Below are 24,162 nucleotides of genomic sequence, written 5' to 3' on the forward strand. Positions count from 1 at the left end.
ACGGTCTGCGACCCAGCCCGCAACCACCCGAACGCGGCTCGGGCCTCGGTCAGTTGCCGGGCCTGCTCGACATACCCCGGTGTCGGGCGTTTGTCACAGGTCCACATCGACCACTGCTCAAGTGCCAGGTTCCACACGTACCGGGCGTGCCTGCACTGCTCCAGCAACGCAGCCTGCTGCGCGGGTGTCGGATCCAGCCGGAATCGGGACATGCCACGTATCCAATCAGCCGGGACCGACAGTTCCTGATCTTCGAAGGGAGGCAGTCGCGGTACCTTCCCGCTCTGTAGGACGGGTCTCCCCGCGACCAATCCGATGAAACCCCTCAGTCGTCGTACCCTCGTCCTCGGTGGACTCGCAGCAGCGGGTGCCACCGCCTTGCCCGCCCGGTCGAGCATCATCACGGCCACCGCGGCGGTTCCCTATCCGTTCCAGCTCGGGGTCGCGTCCGGTGAACCCGACGCGAGCAGCGTCGTGCTGTGGACCCGGCTCGCTCCATTGCCGCTCAACGCCGACGGACACGGCGGGATGGCGAACGCCGACGTCGCCGTCGAGTGGCAGGTGTCCACGACCAGCACTTTCACCAGTCTCGTCGCATCGGGTTCGGTGACGGCGACCTACGGAGGCGCCCATTCGGTCCATGTCATCGCCGGCGGACTCAACCCGGACTTCGACTACTTCTACCGGTTCCGTGCCCAGGGCCACATCTCGCCCGTCGGCCGGACGCGGACCGCACCGGCGATCGGCACCAACGGACGCGATCTGGTGATGGCGTTCACCTCGTGCGCGCACTACGAGGAGGGCTACTACACCGTCTACCGCCGGATGGCCGAGGACACCCCGGGCCTCATCATGCATCTCGGTGACTACATCTACGAGTACGGCGCGGTGGCCGGCCGCACGCGGACGCATGCCGGTAGCACCGAGATCGTGACGCTGGCCGACTACCGTCGCCGGTTCGCGCAGTACAAGTCGGATCCTGACCTGCAGGCCGCGCACGCCGCCGCGCCGTGGATCGTCGTACCGGATGACCACGAGGTGGAGAACAACTACGCCAACATGGTCCGGGCCGACAGCACACCGGCGCTGACCACCGCGCAGTGGACCGCGCGGCGGACGTCGGCATACCAGGCCTACTACGAGAACATGCCGTTGCGGCCGGCGCAGGCCAACAACGGCAACAGCATTCCGCTGTACCGCCGGCTCCGGTGGGGGAACCTCGCCACGTTCCACATGCTCGACACCCGGCAGTACCGGAGCGACCAGGCGTGCGGCGATGGGTGGAAGGTCTGCTCCGATGCGGATCTGGCGTCGCGGAGCCTGCCCGGTAACGCACAGGAGACCTGGCTGCTCGACGGGCTGGCGCAGCACTACGGCACCTGGGACATCATCGGGCAGCAGGTGTTCTTCGCCCGGCGCTTCAACTCGACCGGGGCGAGCATGGACTCCTGGGACGGTTACCGAGCCTCCCGTGCGCGGATTCAGCAAGGCTGGGTCAGCCGCGGCACCAGGAACGCGGTCGTGCTGACCGGTGACGTGCATCGCGCGTGGGCGAGCAACCTGATGGCCGACTACAACAACGCGAACTCCGCGGTGATCGGCACCGAGTTGGTCACCAGTTCGGTCAGCTCCGGCGGCGACGGCGACGGGGCGACCACGATCCCCGATGTCGGGACGAATCCGTGGCTGAAGTTCTTCCAGAATCGGCGTGGGTACGTGCGAACGACGATGAGCCCGACGCAACTGCGGGCAGACTTCCGCGCGGTCGGGAAGGTCTCCGAGCACGGTGCCGCCGCGACGACCGCGAAGTCCTTCGTCGTCCAAGAGGGCCAGCCCGGCCTGCAGGCGGTGTGATGACGATGAAGAAGCCGATTGCGATTTCGGTGATCTTGTCCTCTTTCGTGCTCACGTCCACCACGGCTGACGCCGTACTCAATTCCTTCCCCGCCCCACCACCCCGGTCACTGGCAACACCGACCTGGCAGGCCGCGAACAGTGTGTCGACGGGTGATCAGGACGGTGCATCTGTTGCCTCCAACCGGAACGGGTACGTCGCTGTGGTGTGGGAGGACGACCGGGACACCACTGCTGCGGAGGACAACGCACACAGCGAGATCTTCCTGCGGGTCTACCGTGACGGGACTTCGCTGTACGAGGTGAAGCTGTCGGCCGGCGGCAGCAGCGGGGTCACCAACTGGCGGTATCTGCATCCGGATGTCGGTCTCGATGACAAGGGCAATGCCGTTGTTGTGTGGGCTGACGACCCGGACGGCAACGGTTTCTACAACATCCCGTATCGCGTGGTGAACACGGCCGGCACGGTGACCGCATCGGGTAGTGCGAACAGCAATGCGACGGGTCAGCAGATCAATCCACGCGTGGCCGTCGATCCGGACGGCGCACCGGCCGGGGGAGCGGTCGCCTTCTCTGTGGTGTGGGAGGACATCCAGACCGGCGCGCAGGCCATGGTCAAGGCGGCCGGATTCACCGGACCGACCACCCGGGCCTGGGAGGTCACCGCCTCACAGACGACCGGTCAGCACCACAACCCCGACATCGCCGTATCCGCCTCTGGTGATGCGGTCGTGGTGTGGGACGAGGACGGCGACGCCAACGCCTTCTACAACGTCGGCCTGATCCGGCTGGCCCGGACCAACGGCGCGGCCACCCTCTCCCGACGCGTCGCCAACGCGAACGGAGGTGGCCAGCAGATCCATGCCTCGGTCGCCGCGAACTTCGACGGCGACTTCGCCGTGGCATGGGAGTCCGACCACACCGGTACGGCTGGGGTGTGGACCCGCACGTTCGACTCGGCCGGCAGCCCGCTCTTCGCCGACGTGGAAGTCGGTGCCGGAGGCAAGAATCCCTCGGCAGGACTCGACGACCAGGCGAACAGCGTGGTCGGCTGGACCGTCCAGGCCACCGACCTCGACGTGTGGATCCGCGGCTTCGGCACCGACGGCACGGACGCCGGGCGGCTGTCCGCTCAGCAACTCAGCCAGGTGACAACGGGCCGTCAGGAACAGATGGCTGTGGCAGTCTCCCCGTACGCCGAGGTGGCCGTCACCTACACCGACGACAACGACGGCAACACCTTCGACCAGATCCTCCTCGGAACCGCGATCTCCAACGCGGGCTGGTGATCTACGCCTTGCGTCCGAAGAACTGAGGGTCATAGCCCACGGTTCTTCGGACGCAAGCGGGTTCGGGTGTCAGACGCTGCGGAGGACGGAGACGACGATGCCGAGGATGGTGGCGCGGTCGCCGTCGATGACCTCGTAGGCGGGGTTGCGGGGTTCGAGGAGGACGTGGCCGTTGCGGCGGCGGTAGACCTTGACGGTGGCTTCCTCGTCGATCATCGCGGCGACGATCTGGCCGGAGTGGGCCTCGGTCTGCTGGCGGACGACGACGATGTCGCCATCGCAGATCGCGGCGTCGATCATCGAGTCACCACGGACCCGCAGCCCGAACACGTTGCCGCGACCGGTGAGGCCGCGGGAGAGGGTGAGCAGGTCGTCGACGTGCTCGACGGCCGAGATGGGAGTCCCCGCGGCGATGTCACCGACCACGGGCACGCTGACCGAGTCGTCCGACGGTGCCTGCGTGGACGAGTCATGGAGGAACGCCCGTACGTCGATCGCGCGCGACACCGTCGTACCGCGGCGGAGGAAGCCCTTCTCCTCCAGGCTCGCCAGGTGCTTCGAGACCGACGACGAGGATCGCAATCCGACGGCGTCACCGATCTGCCGGCTGCTCGGCGCATACCCGTGCCGGACCACCCAGTCCCGGATCACGCCCAGGATCCGCTGCTGACGCGGCGGCAGGGCCGAGGTATCCAGGTACTCGAGATCATCGAAGGTGGTCACCCGGGAATGCTAGCGTCCCGTGTCGGGGAGCTAAGGCAACCATCCCGCCGCCGGCCGACCGGGTTAGCCGTGTCGGGTCACTTCCTGGACTTGGCCGGTCCGGTGGAGTCGCGGATGACGATGTGGGTGCCGAGCATCATCCGCTGCTCGAGACCGTGCTGGTCGCGGTGCAACGCCAGCTTGATGGCGATCCGGCCCAGGTCCTCGTGCGGGATGTGCACGGTCGTGAGCGAAGGGGTGAGATCCGCCGCGAGCGGGATGTCGTCGTACCCGACGACGGAAACGTCCTGGGGCACCCGGACACCGGCCTCGCGGAGCGCGGCCAGGGCCCCACTCGCCACCATGTCGGTGACGGCCACGATCGCGGTGAAGCGAATCCGCTTCGCGAGCAGCGCCTTGGTCTGCAGGTAGCCGGAGTCGCGGTCGAAGCTGCCGGGCAGCAGGCGCTCGGGGATGATCTTGACGCCGTGGGTCTCGTGCGCCCGGGTAAACCCGCCGAGGCGCGCGGTGGTCGTGGTGTGCACGGGCTCGGATGTGCCGATGAACGCGATTTCGCGATGTCCCAGTGAGATGAGGTAGCTCGTCACGGCGTAGGCGCCGCCCTCGTTGTCGTACTCGACCACGGTGGCGGGGACGTCGTCGCCGAGCGGTGGGCGGCCGCAGAGCACGAGCCGTGACCCCGCCTTGTCCAGTGAGTGGGCGATGCTGGTCATCCGCTGCAGATAGCTCTCGGTCTGCATGCCGCCACCGACCAGCACCACCGCCTCGGTCTGCTGCTGGCGCATCAGTTCGATGATCTCGAGCTCTCGTTCGGGATCGCCGTGATGCGTGCAGACCAGGCACAGCCGGCCCTCCGCCGTCGCCTGTTGCTCGACCCCCTGGCCGATGTGGGCGAAGAGCGGGCCGACGAGATCGCGGACGATGAACGCGACCGTCCCGGGTCCGCCGCCGACGAGGGCACGGGCCTGCGCGTTCACCACGTAGTCGAGCTCGCGGACGGCGCGCATCACCCGGCTCCGGGTCGAGGTGGCGACCGGATAGTTGCCGGCCAGGACGCGCGACACCGTGGTCGCGGAGACGCCGGCGATCGCCGCGACATCCTTGACCGTGGGCCGATCCCCGGACTTCAGTCTGGCCACCGTTTCCCTCCCCTCGCCGTGTCAGGCGCTCTCACTGTAGTGCCGCGACGGTGAGAGCCAGTGCACCCTGAGTGGTGCTGCGTAGAAATCGTTGACCACCAGGACCATACCTGGTCCGGCCGTGGATTGCTGGCTCGGCACACCCCGCAGCGTCAATCTCCTGGAAATACAACAGCAACACGATCTTGACGTGGTCGCCTGCTGGCCCTACTTTCGGATAGAAATCGTTAACTATGAGGCCCGGAGCCGGGCGAGGAGGCAGCATGCCCAGGACGACAGATCGATGGTTGGCGGGAGGGCTCGCGACCTGCCTGCTCAGTGTGTTGGCCGGGTGCAGCGGAGGTGGCGGCGACCCAGCCGGGTCGGGACCTGTCGAGATCGAGATGTGGACCTGGAACACCAGCACCCAGCAGGTGGTGGACAAGTTCAACGCCACCCACAGCGACGTCAAGATCAAGTTCGTGAAGCAGGCCGACAACCCGACCACGGCGACGAACCTTCGCAACGCAGTCGCCGCCGGGCAGGGCATCCCGTGCCTGGTGCAGAACTTCGGCGAGGTCCCGTCCCTGCTCGCCGAAGGCCTGCTGGCCGACGTCACCGACCAATTGCAACCGCACCTTCAGCAGTTCAACGCCCCGGCTGTCAAGGGTGCCGAGGTCCAGGGCCGGTACTACGGCATCCCCGGCGGCGCCGAGCCGTCGTACATGATGATCAACCGGAAGGTGTACGACCAGCACCGCGTCGCAGTGCCGAAGACGTGGGACGACATCATTGCCGCCGGCAAGGTGTTCAAGCAGCACGGCGTCAAGGTGATGAACCTCGCGGGTGAGGACCCGAGCACGCTGGTGAACCTGGTCATGCAGGCGGGTGGCAGCTGGTACGGCGTCAAGGGCGACTCGTGGCAGGTCGGCTTCACCTCGCCCGAGTCGAAGAAGGCTGCGAACATCGTTCAGCAGCTGGTGGACAACGACATCGTCGCCAACCAGACCTACCAGGACCGGCCGGCGCTGATCGCCTACTTCGACGACGGCAAGATGGTGTCGCTGCCGACCAACGTCTGGCAGCTGGGCAACTACGAGAAGAACTTCAAGAAGTCCATCGGCAACTGGCAGCCGATCGACCTGCCGCAGTACGCCGACGCGGCCGAGTTCACAACCCCCTTCCACGGTGGCGCAACGCTGGTGCCGAAGGGATGCGCGAACCTGAAGGAAGCCACCGAGGTGGGTGTCTGGATGGCGACCAGCAAGGACGCGATCGAGGCGTCGCTCGACAAGGAGACCGGCGCCTACCCGTGGCCCGGCACCATCCCGGACCCGGCGCCGTACGTCGACGGATCCGTGCCGCCGAAGCTGTTCGGCGCCCACAAGGGTGAGGCGGTCGGCGTCTGGCTGAAGTCGGCCAAGGCGGGCAAGGACAGCTGGGTGGTCGGCCCGAACTACACCGCGGTGTTCAAGGAACTGCAGGACCAGTGGGCTCTCGCGGTCACCAAGAAGATCACCTTCGAGCAGCTGCTGGACCACATGCAGAAGTTCACCGTTGACGACCTGAAGGCCAAGGGCGTCAACGTGGCCGAGGCCTGAGCCGATGCGCTGGCGTACCGCGATGGCGTGGAAGGGTGCGGCGTTCACCGTGCCCTTCTTCGCGGGCTTCGCGCTGTTCACCGTCGTACCGGTGCTGATGGCCCTGAGCAAGAGCATGTACAGCACGAGATCTTCCGGCCTCGGCTTCGGCGAGCCGGTGGTGACCTTCAGCGGACTGGAGAACTTCACTCGCGGGCTCACCGATGGGCGGTTCTGGGGGAGCATGTGGCGGGTGGCGTTGTTCTCCGTCATCGTCATCCCGCTGATCCAGGTCGTCAGTCTGCTGATGGCGTTGATGCTGGACGCGATCCGGCGCCGGCTCGCCGCCCGGTTCCGGCTCGCCCTGCTGATCCCGTACATGATCCCGGGCATCGTCCAGACGTTGATCTGGATCTACCTCTACAGCCCGGTGGTCGGTCCGCTGTCGCCCTTCTTCCGGTGGTTCGGGCTGGACGTGAACTTCTACAGCGGCGACCTGATCTGGGTGTCGATCGGCAACCTGATGGCCTGGGGCGGGGTGGGCTTCACGATGCTGATCGTGTACGGCGCCCTGCAGGCGGTCCCGGCCGAGATCTTCGACAGTGCCCGCGTCGACGGCGCCTCCGAGTGGCGGATCGCGTGGTACATCAAGGTTCCGTTCGTCCGCCGCTCGCTGGTCCTCGTGTCGGTCCTGAGCATCATCGGGACCCTGCAGATCTTCAGTGATCCGCTGCTGTTCCGGTCGATGACACCGGAGACGGTGAACAAGGACTTCACCCCGATCATGATGATCTACAACCAGGCCTTCGCCGAAGGCAACTTCAACTACGCGTCGGCGCTGTCCATCATCCTGGCCCTCGTCGTCGGCGTGGTGTCCGCGATCTTCTACCGACTGACGAACAGGGCACCGGTATGACGACCCTCCTCGATCCCGCGACCACGCGACCGGAGCCGGCTGCGCCGGGCCCGGTGCCCAGGCGCCGCCGGACCCGGCCGGACGATCTGCCCGCGGGGGTGAATCCGTCGAAGACCTCGCGCGCGTTGGTGATCCTCGGCCTGCTGCTCTTCGCCGTGTACTCGGTGGCGCCGTTGTGGTGGATGGTGGTCGCCGCCACCAAGAACCAGTCGGATCTGTACACCACCAACGGGTTGTGGTTCGCGGACAACCATCTGTGGGAGAACCTGCGGTCCCTGGTCACCTACAACGACGGGATCTTCCTGCGCTGGATGGTCAACACCCTGGTCTACGGCATCACCGGGACGGTGGGGATGGCGGTGATCTGTGTCGCCTGCGGCTACGGCCTGGCGATGTACGACTTCCGTGGCCGTGGTGTGCTGATGGGTTGTGTCATCGGCTCGTTCCTGGTGCCGGGCGCGCTGCTGACCATTCCGTCGTTCCTGCTGCTGACGGAACTGAAGATGGTCAACACCCCGTGGGCGGTCATCATCCCGGGATTCTTCAGCGCCTTCTCGGTCTATCTGGCCAAGGTGTACGCCGAGGGGGCGATCCCGCGTGAACTGCTGGAGGCAGCCCGGATCGACGGCGCGGGGGAGTTGCGGATCTTCCTCCAGATCGGCGCGCGGCTGATGTCGACCGGTGCCGCGACCGTGTTCCTGCTCGGCTTCGTCGGTTCGTGGAACTCGTTCTTCGGTCCGCTCATCTTCCTGCGCGGTGAGGAGAAGTGGACCGTCATGCTCGGCCTCTACCACTGGCTCAACATCAAGATGGACCAGTCGGTCGACCTGACCAGCCTGGTCGTCGTCGGGTCGTTCATCTCGCTGATCCCGATGGTCGTCCTGATGCTCTCGATGCAGCGTTACTGGCGTTCCGGCATCACCCTCGGCAGCATGAAGTGACACCTGCCGGCCAACGCTCCACTGGTAGCCTCACCGGCATAGAGAGCGCTTTCTATATCCGACCTGAACCGGGGGACCTTCGCCGTGTCTGACCGCCCGATGGCGTTGTTCGCCCTGTCCAGTGAGCACTTCGACGCGTTGTTCCCCGCCGAGGTGCGGCAGCGGATCGGTGCGGTGGCCGAGATCGACACCGAGCTGGTGGTCGAGCGGTTCGACGACCCCCGACTGGCCGGTCGGCTGGCCGAGCTGGAGGTGCTGATCACCGGCTGGGGCTGCCCACCGCTGACCGAGGACTTCCTCGCGGCGGCGCCGAAGTTGCGCGCGGTGCTGCACGCCGCCGGCTCGGTCAAAGCGCATGTGACGCAGGCGGCCTGGGACCGCGGCATCGTGGTCTCGTCGGCCGCGGCGGCGAACGCGATCCCGGTCGCGGAGTACGCCCTCGCCACCATCATCCTGGCCGGCAAGGGGGTGTTCACCCTGCGCGAGAGCTTTCGCGTGGACCGGACGTTCAAGCTGGGCCACATCCATCCCGGAATCGGGAACCATGGACGGCGGGTCGGCATCATCGGTGCGTCCCGGATCGGCCGGCAGGTGCTCGAACTGCTCCGGCCGTTCGACTTCAAGGTGCAGGTCCACGATCCGTACGCCGAGGGGCTGGACATTCCGCTGGTCTCGCTACCGGAGTTGTTGAGCACCAGTGACATCGTCAGCGTGCATGCACCATCGACGCCTCAGACATACCGGATGATCGATCGCGAGGGCCTGGCGTTGCTGCGCGATGGCGCCGTCCTGATCAACACGGCAAGGGGGGACCTGGTGGACACCGAGGCGCTCGTCGGCGAGCTCCGCACGGGTCGCATCTCGGCGGTTCTGGACGTGACCGATCCCGAGCCGTTGCCGTCGGCTTCGATTCTCTACGACCTGCCGAACGCCTTCCTCACGCCGCATGTCGCGGGCTCTCACGGTAACGAGCTGGCCAGGCTGGGGGAATGCGCCGCGGAAGAACTGGAGCGTCTGGTGGCCGGGCTGTCGTTGCGGTATCAGGTCACGACCACCGACTTGGATCGCGTTGCGTGACGCCACGCCGTACCGGTCCGTCAGGTCAGCCGAGCTGGGCCACGGAGTCGCGGATCACCACGTGGGTCTTCAGCTCGAGCCGGACGCCCGGCCAGTCTTCGCGCTGATGGTCCTCGGCCATCCCGACCCGGGCGGCGGTGCGGCCGAGCTCCTCGTAGGGGACGTGGACCGAGGTCAGCCGTGGACGGAGGTCCTGGGCCAGCTCGACATCGTCGTAGCCGACAACGGACAGGTCGTCCGGGATCCGCAGGCCGCGCTCGGTGGCAGCCGTGTAGACGCCGGCGGCCATCGCGTCCGTCGCGGCGAAGACGGCGGTGAAGTCGCGGTCGCCGAGCAGGCGGCGCCTGGTCAACTGGTAGCCGGAGGCTCGGGTGAAGCTGCCGTGCGCAACGAGGTCCGGGTCGAACTCGACGCCGAACGTGGTGAGTGCTCGCCGATGTCCGGCGAGCCGCGCCAGGCTGGTGGTGTTCCGCTCGCCGCCGGCCAGGAACAGGATCCGGCGGTGTCCGCGCGCCAGCAGATGGCTGGTGAGGGCGTAGGCGCCGTCGGAGTTGTCGTAGCCGATGACGGCAGCCGGGACGTCGTCATCGAGGGGTGGCCGGCCGCAGAGCACCAGCAGTGAACCGGCCGTCTGCAGCGACCTGGCCAGCTCTGTGATCTGCTTGCGGTAGTCCTTCGCGTCATCGTCGACGGCGCCGATCAGGATGACCGCGCCGGCTCGCTGCTCCTGCATCAGCCGGACCAGCGCGAGCTCGCGATCCTGGTCGCCCTGAGTGGTGCCGATCAGGCAGAGCCACCCGTGGCTCGCCGCCTCCTGCTCGACGCCGTGGGCCGCCTCGGCGAACGATGGGCCGCGGACGTCTGCTAGCACGAAGGCGATCGTCTTGGTCCGCACGCCGGCCAGCGCCCGGGCGTGGGTGTTGGCGACATAGTTCAGCTCGCGGAGAGCGCGCTGGACGCGTTGCCGGGCGGAGCGGGACACGGGGTAGTTGCCGGCCAGCACGCGCGACACCGTGGCCGGTGAAACGCCCGCCTGCGCGGCGACATCGGTCAAGGTCGCCGCGGCGGACGGCTTGCGGGGCGTGCCAGTCGGGCTCATCCGACCGCCTCCTCAGTGGTGGCGCTTTCTGCTGACCCTATCTCTAATTCATTGAAGTCTTGACACCATCTTGCGACCCGGCATAGTTAACGTTTGCTATGCGATCCCCCGGCCGCTCTCGGAAGAAGGTCGCCCATGTCGGCACGATTGCGTTCTTTCCTGTCCTGTCTCCTCGCGGTCAGCATCCTGGTGCCGCTGACCGCCCCGTCCACTCAGGCCACCTCGTCGCAACAGGCCGCCGCGGCTTCAGCTGCCGGCGTCCTGGACGACATCGTCTTCGGCGACGCCGGCTCCGAAGCCGCGCACAGGTTCGCCGGCCCGTCCACGGCTGTCGTCGAAGGTGCGCTGGGTGAGCCGGCCAGGGTCGCGAAGCCCACCGATCCGCCGAGTGTCAAGGCCGGCGAGCTGCGGTTCACCGTCGCGGTCGATCCGGTGGCGCAGAACTACTTCACGGTGAAGTTCTGGGGCAGCGACGCCTCGCCGTACAAGACGATCGCCTACATCAACGGTGAGCAGATCGGCTACCGCCGCTCCGGTGACTACGAGGCGATCAACCCGGGCGCCGGCAAGTTGGCACCGGATCGCTTCTACTACACGACGATCATGCTGCCGAACGAGCACACCCGCGGCCAACGCGCCGTGGAGATCATGCTCCGCACGTACGACGGCGGGTTCTCGTCGCCGGTCACGCAGGACTCGCGCAAGTACTACCGGGCCTACACGCACACCACCGCCCGTCTCGACGTGTCGGGGGAGAAGCAGGGCACGTTCACCCCGCCGACCACGCCCGCGACCGACGCTCGGACCGAAGCGCAGAAGCAGGCGCTGATCGACGGCTACACCAAGAGTCAGCTCGACAGGTTCAACGGCTACTCGGCCACCATCGACGCGGCGCCGGATCGGAAGCTGTCGATCATCCGCTACCAGGACGACCTGCGGTTCTACGCGCAGTCCCTGGTCTCGGCCTCCTGGGTCCCCGCCACCACGCCGGAACAGAAGCGGGCCGCGCTGCTCCGGATCTTCAAGGTGATCGACAACCACGCCAGGGACTACTACGGCAACACCCGGCTGGTACTGCGGGGCGGGCACCAGGGGGACTGGGGCGGCTACTACGGCGCCCTCGGCGAGGCGCTCTACATCGTCGAGAACCTGATCAAGGACGACACCATCCTCGGCCGGACCGCGTTCGACGAGTTCCTGGATCAGCCCTTCGTCACGAACACGGTCGAGGGGCCGAACTCCCTGACCGGTGTGGACTGGTCCGGCGGTCAGCTGACCCGGCGCGAGGCCTGGGAACGGGTCCTCAAGGCGAACTTCGACTTCGCCCGATCGCGGCTGTCGTACATCTACAACCAGGTGCTCTACACCTACGAAGGCGCGTGGGAGGCCCACGAAGGCCTAGGAGTGATCGGTTCGACGTTCTACGAGGGCAAGGCACGCAGCCACCGGATCCTGTTGGAGTCGGTCGGGGCGGCGCCTTTCCTCGGCGAGGAGGTCCTGGTCGGACCGGACGGCCGTGACCTCAACCTCTTCCACTCGCTCTTCTACCACGACGGCACGGCCCGGTTCACCACCGACACCGCCGATGTCGTCGGCAAGGGACTGGCGAAGAGCAAACTCGATGCGCAGGGCAACGTCGTTCGGCGCAAGCCTTACGGCACGCAGTACGTCGGCATCACCAAGGCCGGACTGACGAGGGAGAACACCTACGTCGCGAACTACGGCGAGGCGGCCAACTACCTGCCGGAGTACTACCACAAGACGCTCGGGCACTCCGGTGACGAAGCGCTGAACGACCAGATTCTCAAGCTTGCTCTGCGCAACCTTCACGCTCGCGGGTTCGCGCGGACGACCGACCTCGACGACAACGGCGAGCGGATCATGCGGATGGAGATGGTCGTCGACGAGCGCAACACCGCCTGGCCGGGCTTCCCGGGGTACGCCGTCCGGCAGGCCGAGGGCAAGTCGCTGCTGTACGCCGGGCTCGAGAAGGCGATGGCGGATGCACCCGAGCGCTACACCGGGGCGGAATGGTCGACGTACTGGCAGTACGCCGCGGAGGCGGTCGGGTTCGCGCAGCAGGAACTCGCGGACAACCAGTACTTCAAGAACTTCGCCTCCGTCACGGCGAAGAGCAAGGTCGACCTGTGGCTCGGCGACACCTACGCCTACGTCACTCGGACGCGGGCCGACCACCCGCGGTTCGGGAAGGTGGCCGCCGGAGTCGTCCACCCGTTCACAGACTTCCGCTACTACACCACAGAGCAGTTGCAGGCGCTCGGGGTGGACCCGGCGGACTACCAGGACAAGTCGTTCGCGGACGTGGACAACATGTTCGTCTCCTTCCGAGACGGCGACACCCAGATCTTCGGCTCCTTGTTCGAACGGCAACGCGGTGTGGCCGGCAACGGGCGGCTGCACGTCCGGGCCAGCGACCATCAGGCCGTGGTCCAGATCGCGACGAACAGCCAGTTCCGGTACTCCGACTACTGGGCCCGGATGGACAACATCGACGTCGACTTCATGGAGGACCAGGTCACCGGTGACGGGTCGTTGCCGCAGGCGCTCGTCGGTGAGATCGCGCCGGAGGCGTACCAGCCGGGCGTCGGTGAGGTCCGCCGGGAGAACTTCGAGGTGGACACCCCGTACTCCGGTTACCCGGATCTGCTCACGGCGCGGTACGGCAAGTACTTCTTCGCCGTCAACACCACCCGGGTCGAGTACGGCAACAAGCGCACCTTCCCGGTCGAGCTGCCGAGTGAGTACCGCCGGTCGACAGTGCTGGATCTCGTCTCCGGTAAGGAGTTGCCGGTCACCAGCGGCAAGGTCCTGGTCGGTCCCGAGACGCTGCTGGTGCTGAAGCTCGACCAGGATGCTGAGGTCAACCCGGCGCCGCACCACGTCGACTACCTGGCGGCTCTGCGGCAGGGGACGCAGGCCGTAGTCTCGTGGAAGCCCGCGCCCGGCGCAGCGACGTACGACATCAAGCGCGCCGACCGGCAGGACGGCCCGTTCTTCACCGTCGCCAAGGGAGTGCCGGCGACCTCGTGGACGGATCGAGCGGTTGCCGCCGGCAAGAGGTTCTACTACACCGTCACGCCGGTCAACGCGGCCGGCCCGGGCTGGTCGTCCCAGGTGACGGAGCTGGCCACGACAACCGCAGTCGGCGGATGGAGTGACAATGCCGTCGGCCAGGTCGGCGGCTGGGCTTGGGCCGGGGGCGGCAAGGTCGCCATCCAGGGCGCGAATGGTGCCGGTCTCGGGACCGGCGACGATTACGACGTCGAGAAGCGCGACATCCGTGACTCGTTCCGGTTCGCCAGCCAGGTGCTCACCGGTAGCGGCGCGATCACGGCCAAGATCGGCGCCAATCAGGGTTCGCTGGCCGGGATCATGCTCCGCGACCGGCTGACGGCGACCGACTCGCGGTACGTGTATCTCGGGGCCGACGAGTCCGGCAAGCTGGTCCTGCGGAACCGCACCCGCGACTCCCGGCACGACTGGCAGGACGACGTACGGAGCCCGTTGGTGGCCAAGATCGCGGACTACCAGGTCAGCGAGTACCCGTATGTCCGACTGGTTCGCGACGTGGATTCGCAGCACGTCCAGGCGTGGGCCAGCAAGGACGGGCAGGGTTGGACCTTTGTCGGTGAGCTCCTCACACCGTTGCCGGAGGCCACGTATGCCGGTGTCGTTTCGACGAAGGCGGCCACGTTCGACCAGGTCGTGGTGCGGCCGGACACCAAGGGCACGCTCTATGCCCGCGCCGAGCGCGATCACGACAAGGTGACCCTGAAGTGGAGCAAGCCGAACCCCGCGGTGCGTTTCAGTGTCTACCGGACCACGGACCCGGCGGTCGCATCGACTGATCCGATCAGTGGAACCGGGTGGCAGAAGATCCTGTCGGACAGCCTGTCGTTCAGCCTGGCGGATCCGCAGAGCCTGCGCCTCGGGTCGGTGTACTACCGGGTGACGACGATCGGTGCCGATGGCATCGAACGACTCGGTGCGGCGCCGGTGACCGTGACGGCCGATCGGTTGCCGGTTGTGCTCGCCTGGGCCGAGGGGCTGTCGGCGGGCGATTACACGAAGGCGTCGTACCGCGGGCTCGCGGTGGCGATCGCGGCCGCCAAGGAAGCGATGCAGCAGCCTGGATACGACGAGGAGAAGCTCGTCAACGCGCTGTACGACGCCGTGGCCGGTCTGGTGTCGGTCCGCACCCTGTTGCGCAAGGTCCAGGTCGATCAGGCCGGAGTGGAGGCGTCCACGTGGATCTGGCCAGGGACCGGTACGGCGGCGCAGAACGGATGGCTGGCGTTCGACGGCAACGTACAGACCGCGACGGACACCACCGCGGCCAATGGGTGGATCAGGGCCAAGCTCGGCGAGGCCACGTCGGTCGACGCGATCAGGTTCCATCCGCGCAGTTGCTGTCTGGCCCGGGCCAACGGGCATATTTTCCAAGGCTCGAACGACGACGGCTCGACCTGGACGACGATCGCCACGATCAGCGGCGTGACCGAGTTCAGGTGGTACCAGATCGACGTGAGCCGGACGCAGCCGTACAAGTGGCTGAGGCTGCTCGACGAGCACGGCGGCAACACCAACATCGCGGAGATCGAGTACCTGGTGATGCCGGCCGACGGGTCCATCCTGGCCGAGACCCTGGCGCAAGCGAAGGCGATCGACCTGTCCGGGTTCACGGCGGAGAGCGGTCAGGTGCTGACCGACGCGATCGCCGCCGGTGACGCGGTTCTGGCTGACTTGCATTCGACCCAGCAACAGGTGGACGACCTGGTGACCAGAGTGCTGACAGCGATCGACGGACTGGTGCCGGCCTGAGGTCCGACCGGTGAGGGCCGGGCCGCTGATGCGGCCCGGCTCAGCCGGGGCGGATGGCGGTGATGGCGAAGCGTTCGACGGTCTGTACGTGGCCGCCGGTGGAAGCCACGATCGTCAAGGCGGGATCGGAGGCGCCGCGGTAGGTGACCTGGGTGGACCACGGTTGCCGGTCGCCGCCGCCGGGGACACAGCAGGACGAACCGAGGGGCTGCTCGGAGGACGGCTGCCGGACGTCGATCCGGATGGATTCGTCGACTCCGGAGATCCGGCCGCCGACGGTGATCGGTGAGGTCGCGGCCGCGGCGTACCGGGGGCGCTCGAGAGTGAGCGTGGTGTCGGCGGTGCCGACGACTTCCCACGGCGCGTCCTGACCCTGGCCGATGCGGACCAGGTGGAGCACGGCCGAGACGCTGGCGGGACCTTCGGTGGACTGGTAGCCGACGGAGATCCGCGCGTCGTTGCCGTTGACCGAGCGGGAGACCACCCTGTCGATCTCGGTGAAGCCGAGGAAGCCGGTGGTGAAGGACAGCGCGGTCTGGTCTGCGTCCAGATGCCACGGCTGCTGCCCGTTGGTGCGGTAGGCCTGCTGCCACGCGGCGGCATCGGCCACCGAGGCGAACGGCCACAGCGGTTGGTATGCGAACGGGGTGGATGTCGGCGACGGCGACACCGGGGGCGGCGCTTTGGTGGGCGATGGCCTCGTCGGCGTCTTTGTCGGCGTGGGCGAGCGGGTGGCGGTGGCCGGCGGAGCGGTGGGAGTGGTGCTGGTCGCGGGGAGCGGGACGGCACCCTGACCCGAGGGTGCCGGATCGCCACCGAGATAGAGGACTCCGAGGGCGGTCAGCAGTCCGGACAGCAACGTGACCGCCACGGCCGCGGCGATGATCATCGCCGCCCTGACCGGCCGGGTTCTGCCGCCTTCGCGCTCCGGCTGCTCCGTCGCCATCTGTCAACGCCTCCGCCCTGCTTCCATTACACCTCGGCCCGGACGCAGGCGGGTGTAGGTGTCAGGTGACGCGGACGCGGAGGCGGCGGAAGCCGCGTCCCTTGCTCTCCATCTTGACCACTTCCATCCGGCCGATCATGGCCGTGGAGGCGACGTGGGTGCCGCCGTCGGCCTGGGTGTCGAGGCCGACGATGTCGACGATCCGGACGACCTCGATATCGGGTGGCAACAGGTTCGTGGCCGTGCGGATGATGTCCGGGATGGCGAACGCTTCGTCGCGCGGCAGCGTGGTCACGTCGATCCGGCGGTCCTGGCGGATCTCCTCGTTGACCGCCTCGGCCACCCGGTCCTTGAAGTCCGGCGGGACCTCGGCCAGGTCGAAGTCCATCCGGGCGGTCAGCGGTTCCATGTTGCCGCCGGTCACCAGTGCGCCGAAATCGCGGAACACGACGCCGGTCAGTACGTGCAATCCGGAATGGGTCCGCATGAGATTCGTACGGCGCTCGTCGTCCAGCGCGCCACGTACCGCCGCACCGGCCGCCGGTACGGGATCGTCGGGATGAGGTACCAGGAAGAGGTCGTCGCCCTTGGTCGTCCCGACGATGCGGGTTCGTACTCCGCCCCACAGCAGAACACCTTCGTCGGGCGGCTGCCCACCGCCGCCGGGGTAGAAGGCCGACCGGTCGAGCACGATGCCACGATCGGGGTCGACCGCGACGACGACGGCGTCCCAGTCCCGGATCGTGGCGTCCTCGAGGTCCAGCCGGTGCGTGTGTCCGTGCATCTGGTGAATGTAGCAACACCCGTGCGTCGGCAGGGCCGCGTCGTACGACGTCCGACGTCCGCACTGGACATCTCTTCATCGCCGGACGGTGCCGTGTGGTTCACCCCCGACCTCGGTCGGTGTTCACGTCGGCTTCCTTGACTGAACGTACCCCCATCGCAACTGTGAGGAGCAGTCATGGACCGTCGTACGTTTCTTCGCGCGGCAGTGATCGGCACGTCGACCTCGGTCGCCTTCGGATTCAGCGTGGCGCCGGAGGCGCTGGCATTCCCGGCCAAGACCGGCCCCAATCCCTACGGTGGCCTGCAGGCTGCCGATGCGAGAGGCATCATGCTGCCGCAGGGCTTCACCAGTCGTGTACTCGCGCGATCCACCCAGTCCGTAGCCGGCTACACCTGGCACAGCGCGCCGGATGGTGGTGCGTGCTTCGCAGACGGCACCGGGTGGATCTACGTGTCCAACTCCGAGATGAGCAGTGGTGGTGGCGGTGCCAGTGCTCTGCGGTTCAACAGCAGCGGCTCGATCACCGGTGCCTACCGGATCCTGTCGGGCACCACGCGGAACTGCTCCGGCGGCGCGACTCCGTGGGGTACCTGGTTGTCCTGCGAGGAGACGGACCTCGGCTATGTCTACGAGACCGACCCGAAGGGCGTGAATGCCGCGGTACGGCGGCCCGCCATGGGCAGGTTCTCCCACGAGGCGGCCGCGGTGGATCCGGACCGCCGCGTGATCTACCTGACCGAAGACCAGTCCGACGGCGGCTTCTACCGGTTCGTCCCGACGACTTGGGGCAGCCTGTCGTCGGGAACCTTGCAGGTACTACGTGAGTCGGGCGGCACGCTGTCGTGGGTGAACGTGCCCGACCCGGACGGCAGTCCCACCCGTACGCGCGATCAGGTCTCCGGGATGAAGGTCTTCAACGGCGGCGAGGGTGCCTACTACCGCAACGGCACCTGCTTCTTCACCACCAAGGGCGACAACCGCGTGTGGGCGTACAACGCGGTGAACAACACGATCGCCATCGCGTACGACGACAACCTCACCAGCAACCCGCCGCTGACCGGCGTCGACAACATCACCGGCGCAACCGTCGGTGACCTGTACGTCGCCGAGGACGGCGGCAACATGGAGATCTGCATCATCACCCCCAACGACATCGTCTCGCCGTTCCTCCGGGTGACCGGCCAGTCCGGTTCCGAACTGTGCGGCGTCGCCTTCAACCCGGCCGGCAACCGCCTCTACTTCTCCTCCCAACGCGGCACCACCGGCTCCAGCTCCGGCGGCATCACCTACGAGGTAACCGGCCCCTTCCGTACCACCCTCTGACGGGCTGGTGACGCCGGGTGGATCACCCACCACCCGGCGTCACCGGGTGGCAGCCTGTGTCGCCGGTGGCGGGTTATAACACGCCAGCGGTGCAGTCGGCCCAGTGGCGCGACGAAGCGGCGCGGATCGGGCGTTTTAGGAGCAGTATGGAGATGGTCGGCGATTTCGGCGTGTGGGGCCGCGGGTAGGTCGGCCGGGAGGTCGAGGTGAGCAGCGGCGAGTGTGGGAAGCGGGAGTTGTGGCTGGTGATGCGGGCGCGTGGGCTCGGGTTCAGCCGGAATCCGTTGCGCCGGCGGGTGGATCGGATCGAGTCGGTGGTTCTGCTGGTCGCCGTACTGGTCGGTCTGCTGGTGATTCCGGCTGCCATCGTTCTGGGGTTTGCGGTACGGGACGAGATCGAGCAGTCCGCGGCTGAGCGCCGGGCTGCTCTGACCGAGACACCGGCCCGGACTCTGACCGACAGCGAGGCCCTGGTCGGCGTAGTACCAGGGCAGGTGATGTCTCAGGTCCGCGTCAGTTGGACGGACACGACCGGCGCCGCCCACGAAGGCCTGACCTACGTGATGCTCGGGACGAAGCAGGGCGCTGAGGTGACGATCTGGCTGGACCGTTCGGGCGCGATCGCTCCGACGCCGCGTCCGCCGGGTGACGGTGCCCCTGTCGGTGCAGCGGTCGGGTTTACCGCGGGAACCTTCGGGTTGCTGCTGGTCAGCGGCCTGACCCGGCTGTCCGTGGCCTCACTGGACCGCCGCCGCGCGCGGGACCTGGAAACCGAGTGGGAACAGACCGACGACCGCTGGCGACACCACCAGAACTGAACCACCTTCCAGCTAGCAGGTACGGCGAAAGTACCGGCAGCGGGCCCATGGGGTGGGGGCTCGCGTGGACGACGGGCGGCTACCACCGAGTCATGCTCGGGTGGTGGGGACTACGTGCCATCCCGAGGACTTGAGGGCCCGCTTCAAAACCGAGGCGGTTCCGCTGCTGCCGCGCCTGAACGTCGCCGCCTTGCGGTTGACCGGGAATCGCGCTGACGCGGAGGACCTGCTGCAGGAGACGTACCTGCGTGCGTACCGCGGTTTCGACCGCTTCGAGCCCGGGACGAATCTGGCCGCCTGGCTGTACCGGATCCTGCGAAACACCTTCATCAACAGCTACCGCAAGAGCCAGCACCAACCGATCACCGTTCCCGAAGACTGGTCGGTGCACACAGCGGTTGTACGGGGCCACGTCGCGCCGTCCGCCGAAGCCACCGTGGTCGACTCGATCCCCGACGAGCGGCTTCAGGCGGCACTCTCGGCGCTGCCCGATCTTTATCGGCAGGCGGTCCTGCTCTACGACGTCGAGGGATTCAGCTACCGGGAGATCGCCGGCATGGTCGGGGTTCCCCGCGGAACCGTGATGTCCCGGCTGCACCGTGGCCGAAAGGCCCTCAAGGAGCGGATGTCACTCCGTCCGCTAGAAGGCGTCCCTGCGGCGTAGTGCTCGGGGGCGGCCGTCGGGGTCGTAGAGGTGCAGGTAGAGCGGCCGGGCCCAAAGCGCCTGCCGGCGGGACACCGGTTGGGGCTGATGGCAACGAAGCCGGCCGGGTGGGCGCGGTTCCACGCAGCCGTTCGCGTACCATCCGTCCAGCGCCCTGGCCGCGGCGGCGAACTGCTCGAAGCCGCCCACCGGATCAAGCTCAGGCGAGGTCCCCAGATGCTCGGTCCACAACTCCGCCCGCAGCGACCTGGCCAGTTCGGGATCGAGAACCGCGCAGGTCAGCTCGCTGTCGTTCGTCCACGAGCGCCGGTTGAAGTTGGCCGAGCCGACCGTGAACCACACATCGTCGACAATGCACACCTTCGCGTGCAGATAGATCGGCACACCCTCGGCGTTCTCGACGTTGTAGACGCCGACCCGGTCCGACCGAAGCAGGTTCATCGCCTCCAGTTGTCCGTACCGCGCGGGCGGACCGCTCAGGGAGTCGTCGGCGTCCGGGTACCGCGGTACGACGATGACGATCCGCAGGTCGGCTGAGCGGTCCAGGGCTTCCCGCAACCTGCGGGCCACCGTCCGCGACCACAGGTACTGGTCCTCGATGTAGATCAGCCGCCGCGCCTGGGAGAACGCCTTCAGGTACGCCCGCGCCACGCTGTACTCGCCCTTCGGCGCGAAGGGGTACCCCGGATGCTTGTGCGCATATGTCCGCAGCACCTGTACGACGTGCGGCCCGGCCGCGGGCGGATCCGGGAAGGCCTCCGGCAACTTCGACGGGTGCCGCGGCATCCGGGCCAACCGCTGCACCAGCATCCGGTACGGCGTGCGTCGGTCGAGCGGGTGTGGATCGTCCCAGCGTTCCACGAAGCACCGGAGCAGATCACCGACCGCCGGGCCGCGGACTTCCAGCGCCACATCGTGCCACGGAGCGCGGCCGCCGTACCGTCGGTCCATCGGCGCCTGCTGTGGGTCGCCCCGATGCCGCGCATCGTCGCGGCGCTGGTGCGACAGGTCGATCCCGCCCACGAACGCCACATCGCGAGCGGGGTCGCCGCGATGCCGGATCACGAACAGCTTCTGGTGATGGGACGCGAGCCGGCGGACCCGCTGGTCGAGCAGCGCCTCCGCGCCGACCTCGTTCAGCTCGGTCCCGAACCGCTGGTTCTCCTCCGCGTTGAAGTTGAGATAGTCGGAGTGCGAGCGCCAGAGCAACGCACGCACCTCGACGCCGTTCCTGGCCAGGTCGGCCAGCACCTGTCCGATGCTCGGGCCGTCCTCGTACAGGGCTTGATCAGGATCACCGCGCCAGTCAGTGAAATAGACCCGGTCGCCGGACTTCAGGTCACCCAACTCCAAGTACAGCTGCCGGAAGTAGGTGGCGCCGTGGATCAGCGGCCGGACCTGGTTCCCTTCGATCCAGGAGCCGTCAAGATCGATGTCGGTGGCCGGGTTGCCACGCTCCGCAGGCGCGAGAAACCATTGCTCCCGATCCGATGCCATTCCAACCTTGTGCCCGGTTCCGGCCACATGATGCCGATCGGCGTCCGCGGGATCAGACAGTGACATACTGAGTCTTCTTGAAGCGATGTACTGCGCGGGCCGTCGTACTGGACAGCCACGGAGCGCGAGTTCCTCGCGGTGTTCACCTCGCGACTGCGCTGAGCCTGCGTTCCGTCAGGTGGTCAGCCGGAGGAGCCGGGAGCCATGGCGGTCGAGGTCGAGTGTCACTTCGGTGCCGGACAGCGGAGCGGGCTTGTCCGACCACAGGTCGGTGAGGGTGTCGGACGGGCGTGCACCGATCGAACGTGCTGGGATCGTGAGTTGTCGTGGTTCCTCGCCGGTCCAGAAGACTGCCGCGTAACGGGCGCCCGGGCGGTGCGGCGCGGTTGCGGTGGCTGTCCAGATGATGAGGTCGTTCTCGCGGTATACCTCTCGGTTGTCTTTGGATGCCGCGAGGAGCTCGAGTACGCCGGGGTTGGTGAGGAGGTCGATCGTCTCCTCCGGGGACGTGGGCAGGTCGCCGCCCATCATCAGCGGGGAGCGCGCGATGGCCCAGAGGCTCATCATGGTCTGCTGCTCGGCCGGGGTGAGTCTGCAGAGCCGGTCGTCGCCGCGTTCGGCGCGGATGCCGATCCGGCCGAGGGGGAGCATGTCGGCATCCGGCCAGCCGTCCGGTCCTGAGTGCGGTGCCCACCGGGCGAGGCGGGTGAACTGGGCCTCGAGGTCGTCCCAGCGGTCCCACAGGTCGTCGGAGATCCGCCACATCGACGAGTTCTCGCGCAGGTGGGGGAGGTTCGCCATCGACAGTTCGCGGCCCGGCGACAGGCTCAGCTCGATCGGGCGCCCGGACCGCTCGATGGCGCGGGCGTAGGCCTCGATTTCCCTTGCCTGGTAGGGATAGAGGAAGTCGTCGGCCTTGATGAAGTCGACATCCCAGCCGGCCAGCAACCGGATCTGCTCGTCGTAGTACGCCTGGGCGCCGGGGTGGTCGTGATTCAGGCCGAAGTTGTTGGGATTCCACGGGCAGACGTTGGCCGTGTCGGCGACGTCGCGCGCGGTCCACGTCGTACCGGCGATGGGCAGGTCGCGTTCGACGGCGCGGCGGGGGATGCCGCGCATCATGTGTACGCCGAACCGCAGGCCGAGTTCGTGGATCTCGGCGGCGAGCGGTCCGAATCCCTTGCCGTCGGCGGCGGACGGGAAACGGTTGGGCGCGGGCAGGAGTTGACCGTAGTCGTCGAGCACGACCTCCGGGTCGTCGTTGTAGCCGTGTGCCCGGGCGGCCGGCTCGTACCAGTTGATGTCGATCACCACGGTGTCCCAGCCGTACGGGAGCAGGCGGTCGGCCATGAACCGCGCGTTCGCGAGCACCTCCAGCTCGGTCACGGTGGATCCGTAACAGTCCCAGCTGTTCCATCCCATCGGCGGGCGCGACGGCGTTGTCGGACTCATCTGGACTCCCTCGTGCGGCTGGCTCGTGCATCTGGCTGGGACCGGCGCCCGACCTGGGGGAAATTGTTCGTTTGCTTTCAGGTTTGTGTCAAGAGTGTTGCCGCTGCGTACGCCGGGGCCGCCATAGACTCCCGGCATGGATTGGTCGACCTGGCACGACGAGTACGACCAGCCCGACTCGCACCTGGCACGTCGGTTGCAGGCTGTCCAGACGCAGATCCGGGAAGCCTTGGCCCGCAGCCCGGCCGGTCCGCTGCGGGCGATCAGCCTGTGCGCTGGGCAGGGGCGCGATCTGCTGGAGGTGCTGGCCGACCATCCTCGCCGCGATGACGTCCGGGCGCGGTTGGTCGAGTTGGACGCGCGGAACGCCGGGTTCGCCGAGGGCAAGATCCGCGCTCTCGGACTGCATCAGGTGGAGGTGGTGACCGCTGACGCTTCGCTCACCGATCAGTACCGCGGCATGGTGCCGGCGGATCTCGTTCTGGTGTGCGGCGTGTTCGGCAACATCACGGACGAGGACATCGAGCGCACCATCGACTCGTGTCCCCAGTTGTGTCAGACCGGCGGGATCGTCATCTGGACCCGTCACCGGGGCGATCCCGACCGGGTGCCCATGATCTGCGAGCGGTTCGAGACGCGCGGGTTCGACCAGCAGTGGCTCTCGGATCGAGACGCGGGCTTCGGCGTCGGCGCACACCGCTTCACCGGCGAACCACAAGCGCTCGTCGCAGGCCGACGCATGTTCACCTTCGTCCGGTACGACGCGCCCGTGCAATCGGAGATGTAGTCAATCAGCCTCGATCCGTCGGTGGGTGGCTTGTCCGGGTGGGGTCGGAGTGCTCCTGGGCAAGGAGATTCGGTGGCCGCCGACGTCGTGCGGTCGTCGGCGCGCACCTGGCGGTGTGGCTGGCCCGGGTGGGCTGCACTGTCGCGTTTCTCCTTGTGGGTAAGGGGAAATTTGGTGGGTCACGGAGTGTGACATATAATCGACAGTATGTTCGAGACGGATCTCATCGAGTTGTCGACGGCCGACCTGCTGGCCTCGGCCGCCGAGCAACGCGCCGAGGCCAACCGCCGCGAGGCCAGCCTCCTCGAACACGCCCTGGAATACGCCGACCGCCACCACCCCGACACCTGCCCACCCCGCCCCGGCCGCCGCAGCTGGCAGGGCCGCGAACGATCCGTCGTGCTGGGTGGTGACGGCTGCCCCGAGGTCGCCGAGTTCGCGGCGGCCGA

General features: G+C 67.4%; 19 protein-coding genes and 1 pseudogene. 12 read left to right on the plus strand and 8 right to left on the minus strand.

The genetic code is table 11. The annotated features are described in order from the left end of the window. Positions 1–212, minus strand: a 212-nt coding sequence (locus EV643_RS42310; protein ID WP_166665792.1) for a helix-turn-helix domain-containing protein, incomplete at its 3' end; no start/stop codon positions are given. A gap of 103 nt (positions 213–315) precedes the next feature. Here EV643_RS42310 and EV643_RS42315 point away from each other — a divergent pair. Continuing rightward, positions 316–1,854, plus strand: coding sequence for an alkaline phosphatase D family protein (locus tag EV643_RS42315; RefSeq protein WP_133805879.1), 1,539 nt, complete (start codon positions 316–318; stop codon positions 1,852–1,854). 5 nt (positions 1,855–1,859) lie between these two features. Then, positions 1,860–3,143, plus strand: coding sequence for a hypothetical protein (locus EV643_RS42320; RefSeq protein ID WP_133805880.1), 1,284 nt, complete (start codon positions 1,860–1,862; stop codon positions 3,141–3,143). Positions 3,144–3,212: 69 nt separating this feature from the next. Here EV643_RS42320 and lexA read toward each other — a convergent pair whose 3' ends face one another. Both lexA and EV643_RS42330 read right to left on the minus strand, forming a co-directional pair. Then, positions 3,213–3,866 carry a transcriptional repressor LexA gene (lexA, locus tag EV643_RS42325; protein WP_133805881.1) on the minus strand — a complete coding sequence of 218 codons (654 nt, stop codon included), beginning with the start codon at positions 3,864–3,866 and terminating at the stop codon, positions 3,213–3,215. 77 nt (positions 3,867–3,943) lie between these two features. After that, a complete protein-coding gene (locus tag EV643_RS42330; protein WP_202870046.1) occupies positions 3,944–5,005 on the minus strand; it encodes a LacI family DNA-binding transcriptional regulator in 1,062 nt (353 codons plus the stop codon). 263 nt (positions 5,006–5,268) lie between these two features. Here EV643_RS42330 and EV643_RS42335 point away from each other — a divergent pair, with 263 nt between their 5' ends. The 4 genes from EV643_RS42335 to EV643_RS42350 all read left to right on the plus strand — a co-directional run bounded on the left by EV643_RS42335 (position 5,269) and on the right by EV643_RS42350 (position 9,498). Continuing rightward, positions 5,269–6,585 (plus strand): ABC transporter substrate-binding protein, encoded by a 1,317-nt coding sequence (locus EV643_RS42335; RefSeq protein WP_166665793.1) that lies wholly within the window; start codon positions 5,269–5,271, stop codon positions 6,583–6,585. A 4-nt stretch (positions 6,586–6,589) separates the two neighbouring features. Continuing rightward, on the plus strand, positions 6,590–7,480 hold the full coding sequence (locus EV643_RS42340; protein ID WP_202870047.1) for a carbohydrate ABC transporter permease: 891 nt from the start codon (positions 6,590–6,592) through the stop codon (positions 7,478–7,480). Continuing rightward, the gene (locus tag EV643_RS42345) at positions 7,477–8,421 is read left to right on the plus strand and encodes a carbohydrate ABC transporter permease (protein WP_133805883.1); all 945 of its coding nucleotides are present in this window, start codon (positions 7,477–7,479) and stop codon (positions 8,419–8,421) included. The genes EV643_RS42340 and EV643_RS42345 overlap by 4 nt, the downstream gene beginning before the upstream one ends. An 84-nt stretch (positions 8,422–8,505) precedes the next feature. Beyond that, positions 8,506–9,498: a hydroxyacid dehydrogenase gene (locus EV643_RS42350; RefSeq protein WP_133805884.1), complete on the plus strand. Its 993-nt coding sequence runs from the start codon at positions 8,506–8,508 to the stop codon at positions 9,496–9,498. Between the two features lie 25 nt (positions 9,499–9,523). Here EV643_RS42350 and EV643_RS42355 read toward each other — a convergent pair whose 3' ends face one another. After that, complete coding sequence (locus EV643_RS42355) at positions 9,524–10,597, minus strand: LacI family DNA-binding transcriptional regulator (RefSeq protein WP_133805885.1); 1,074 nt, start codon at positions 10,595–10,597, stop codon at positions 9,524–9,526. Positions 10,598–10,732: 135 nt separating this feature from the next. Between EV643_RS42355 and EV643_RS42360 the strand changes: the two genes are divergently transcribed. After that, positions 10,733–15,439, plus strand: coding sequence for a discoidin domain-containing protein (locus tag EV643_RS42360; RefSeq protein ID WP_133805886.1), 4,707 nt, complete (start codon positions 10,733–10,735; stop codon positions 15,437–15,439). Between the two features lie 40 nt (positions 15,440–15,479). On the opposite strand, the gene EV643_RS42365 is transcribed toward EV643_RS42360, so the two are convergent. After that, positions 15,480–16,385: a hypothetical protein gene (locus EV643_RS42365; protein ID WP_202870048.1), complete on the minus strand. Its 906-nt coding sequence runs from the start codon at positions 16,383–16,385 to the stop codon at positions 15,480–15,482. A gap of 61 nt (positions 16,386–16,446) precedes the next feature. Next, positions 16,447–17,169 (minus strand): alanyl-tRNA editing protein, encoded by a 723-nt coding sequence (locus EV643_RS42370; protein WP_133805887.1) that lies wholly within the window; start codon positions 17,167–17,169, stop codon positions 16,447–16,449. A gap of 177 nt (positions 17,170–17,346) precedes the next feature. Here EV643_RS42370 and EV643_RS42375 point away from each other — a divergent pair, with 177 nt between their 5' ends. From EV643_RS42375 to EV643_RS42385, 3 genes are all read left to right on the plus strand, one after another. Then, positions 17,347–18,495, plus strand: coding sequence for an alkaline phosphatase PhoX (locus EV643_RS42375; RefSeq protein ID WP_133805888.1), 1,149 nt, complete (start codon positions 17,347–17,349; stop codon positions 18,493–18,495). A gap of 206 nt (positions 18,496–18,701) precedes the next feature. Continuing rightward, the gene (locus EV643_RS42380; protein WP_133805889.1) at positions 18,702–19,313 is read left to right on the plus strand and encodes an Rv1733c family protein; all 612 of its coding nucleotides are present in this window, start codon (positions 18,702–18,704) and stop codon (positions 19,311–19,313) included. A 103-nt stretch (positions 19,314–19,416) separates the two neighbouring features. Next, positions 19,417–19,977 carry a sigma-70 family RNA polymerase sigma factor gene (locus EV643_RS42385; protein ID WP_202870049.1) on the plus strand — a complete coding sequence of 187 codons (561 nt, stop codon included), beginning with the start codon at positions 19,417–19,419 and terminating at the stop codon, positions 19,975–19,977. On the opposite strand, the gene EV643_RS42390 is transcribed toward EV643_RS42385, so the two are convergent. Further along, positions 19,954–21,474, minus strand: coding sequence for a phospholipase D-like domain-containing protein (locus tag EV643_RS42390; RefSeq protein WP_133805891.1), 1,521 nt, complete (start codon positions 21,472–21,474; stop codon positions 19,954–19,956). The genes EV643_RS42385 and EV643_RS42390 overlap by 24 nt on opposite strands. A gap of 174 nt (positions 21,475–21,648) precedes the next feature. Then, positions 21,649–22,926, minus strand: a complete 1,278-nt coding sequence (locus tag EV643_RS42395; protein ID WP_202870050.1) for a glycoside hydrolase family 27 protein — start codon at positions 22,924–22,926, stop codon at positions 21,649–21,651. 136 nt (positions 22,927–23,062) lie between these two features. Here EV643_RS42395 and EV643_RS42400 point away from each other — a divergent pair, with 136 nt between their 5' ends. Together EV643_RS42400 and EV643_RS42405 are read left to right on the plus strand one after the other, a co-directional pair. Next, complete coding sequence (locus tag EV643_RS42400; protein ID WP_133805892.1) at positions 23,063–23,713, plus strand: class I SAM-dependent methyltransferase; 651 nt, start codon at positions 23,063–23,065, stop codon at positions 23,711–23,713. A gap of 207 nt (positions 23,714–23,920) precedes the next feature. After that, positions 23,921–24,162 (plus strand): annotated as a pseudogene (locus EV643_RS42405) (hypothetical protein); the annotation flags it as partial.

This window comes from Kribbella caucasensis (assembly GCF_004361855.1).
Taxonomy (GTDB): domain Bacteria; phylum Actinomycetota; class Actinomycetes; order Propionibacteriales; family Kribbellaceae; genus Kribbella; species Kribbella caucasensis.

Coding starts and splice junctions, on each gene's coding strand:
- EV643_RS42315 (WP_133805879.1), top strand. CDS start 316: ATGAAACCCCTCAGTCGTCGTACCCTCGTCCTCGGTGGACTCGCAGCA.
- EV643_RS42320 (WP_133805880.1), top strand. CDS start 1,860: ATGAAGAAGCCGATTGCGATTTCGGTGATCTTGTCCTCTTTCGTGCTC.
- EV643_RS42335 (WP_166665793.1), top strand. CDS start 5,269: ATGCCCAGGACGACAGATCGATGGTTGGCGGGAGGGCTCGCGACCTGC.
- EV643_RS42340 (WP_202870047.1), top strand. CDS start 6,590: ATGCGCTGGCGTACCGCGATGGCGTGGAAGGGTGCGGCGTTCACCGTG.
- EV643_RS42345 (WP_133805883.1), top strand. CDS start 7,477: ATGACGACCCTCCTCGATCCCGCGACCACGCGACCGGAGCCGGCTGCG.
- EV643_RS42355 (WP_133805885.1), bottom strand. CDS start 10,597: ATGAGCCCGACTGGCACGCCCCGCAAGCCGTCCGCCGCGGCGACCTTG.
- EV643_RS42360 (WP_133805886.1), top strand. CDS start 10,733: ATGTCGGCACGATTGCGTTCTTTCCTGTCCTGTCTCCTCGCGGTCAGC.
- EV643_RS42365 (WP_202870048.1), bottom strand. CDS start 16,385: ATGGCGACGGAGCAGCCGGAGCGCGAAGGCGGCAGAACCCGGCCGGTC.
- EV643_RS42370 (WP_133805887.1), bottom strand. CDS start 17,169: ATGCACGGACACACGCACCGGCTGGACCTCGAGGACGCCACGATCCGG.
- EV643_RS42375 (WP_133805888.1), top strand. CDS start 17,347: ATGGACCGTCGTACGTTTCTTCGCGCGGCAGTGATCGGCACGTCGACC.
- EV643_RS42390 (WP_133805891.1), bottom strand. CDS start 21,474: ATGGCATCGGATCGGGAGCAATGGTTTCTCGCGCCTGCGGAGCGTGGC.
- EV643_RS42395 (WP_202870050.1), bottom strand. CDS start 22,926: ATGAGTCCGACAACGCCGTCGCGCCCGCCGATGGGATGGAACAGCTGG.
- EV643_RS42400 (WP_133805892.1), top strand. CDS start 23,063: ATGGATTGGTCGACCTGGCACGACGAGTACGACCAGCCCGACTCGCAC.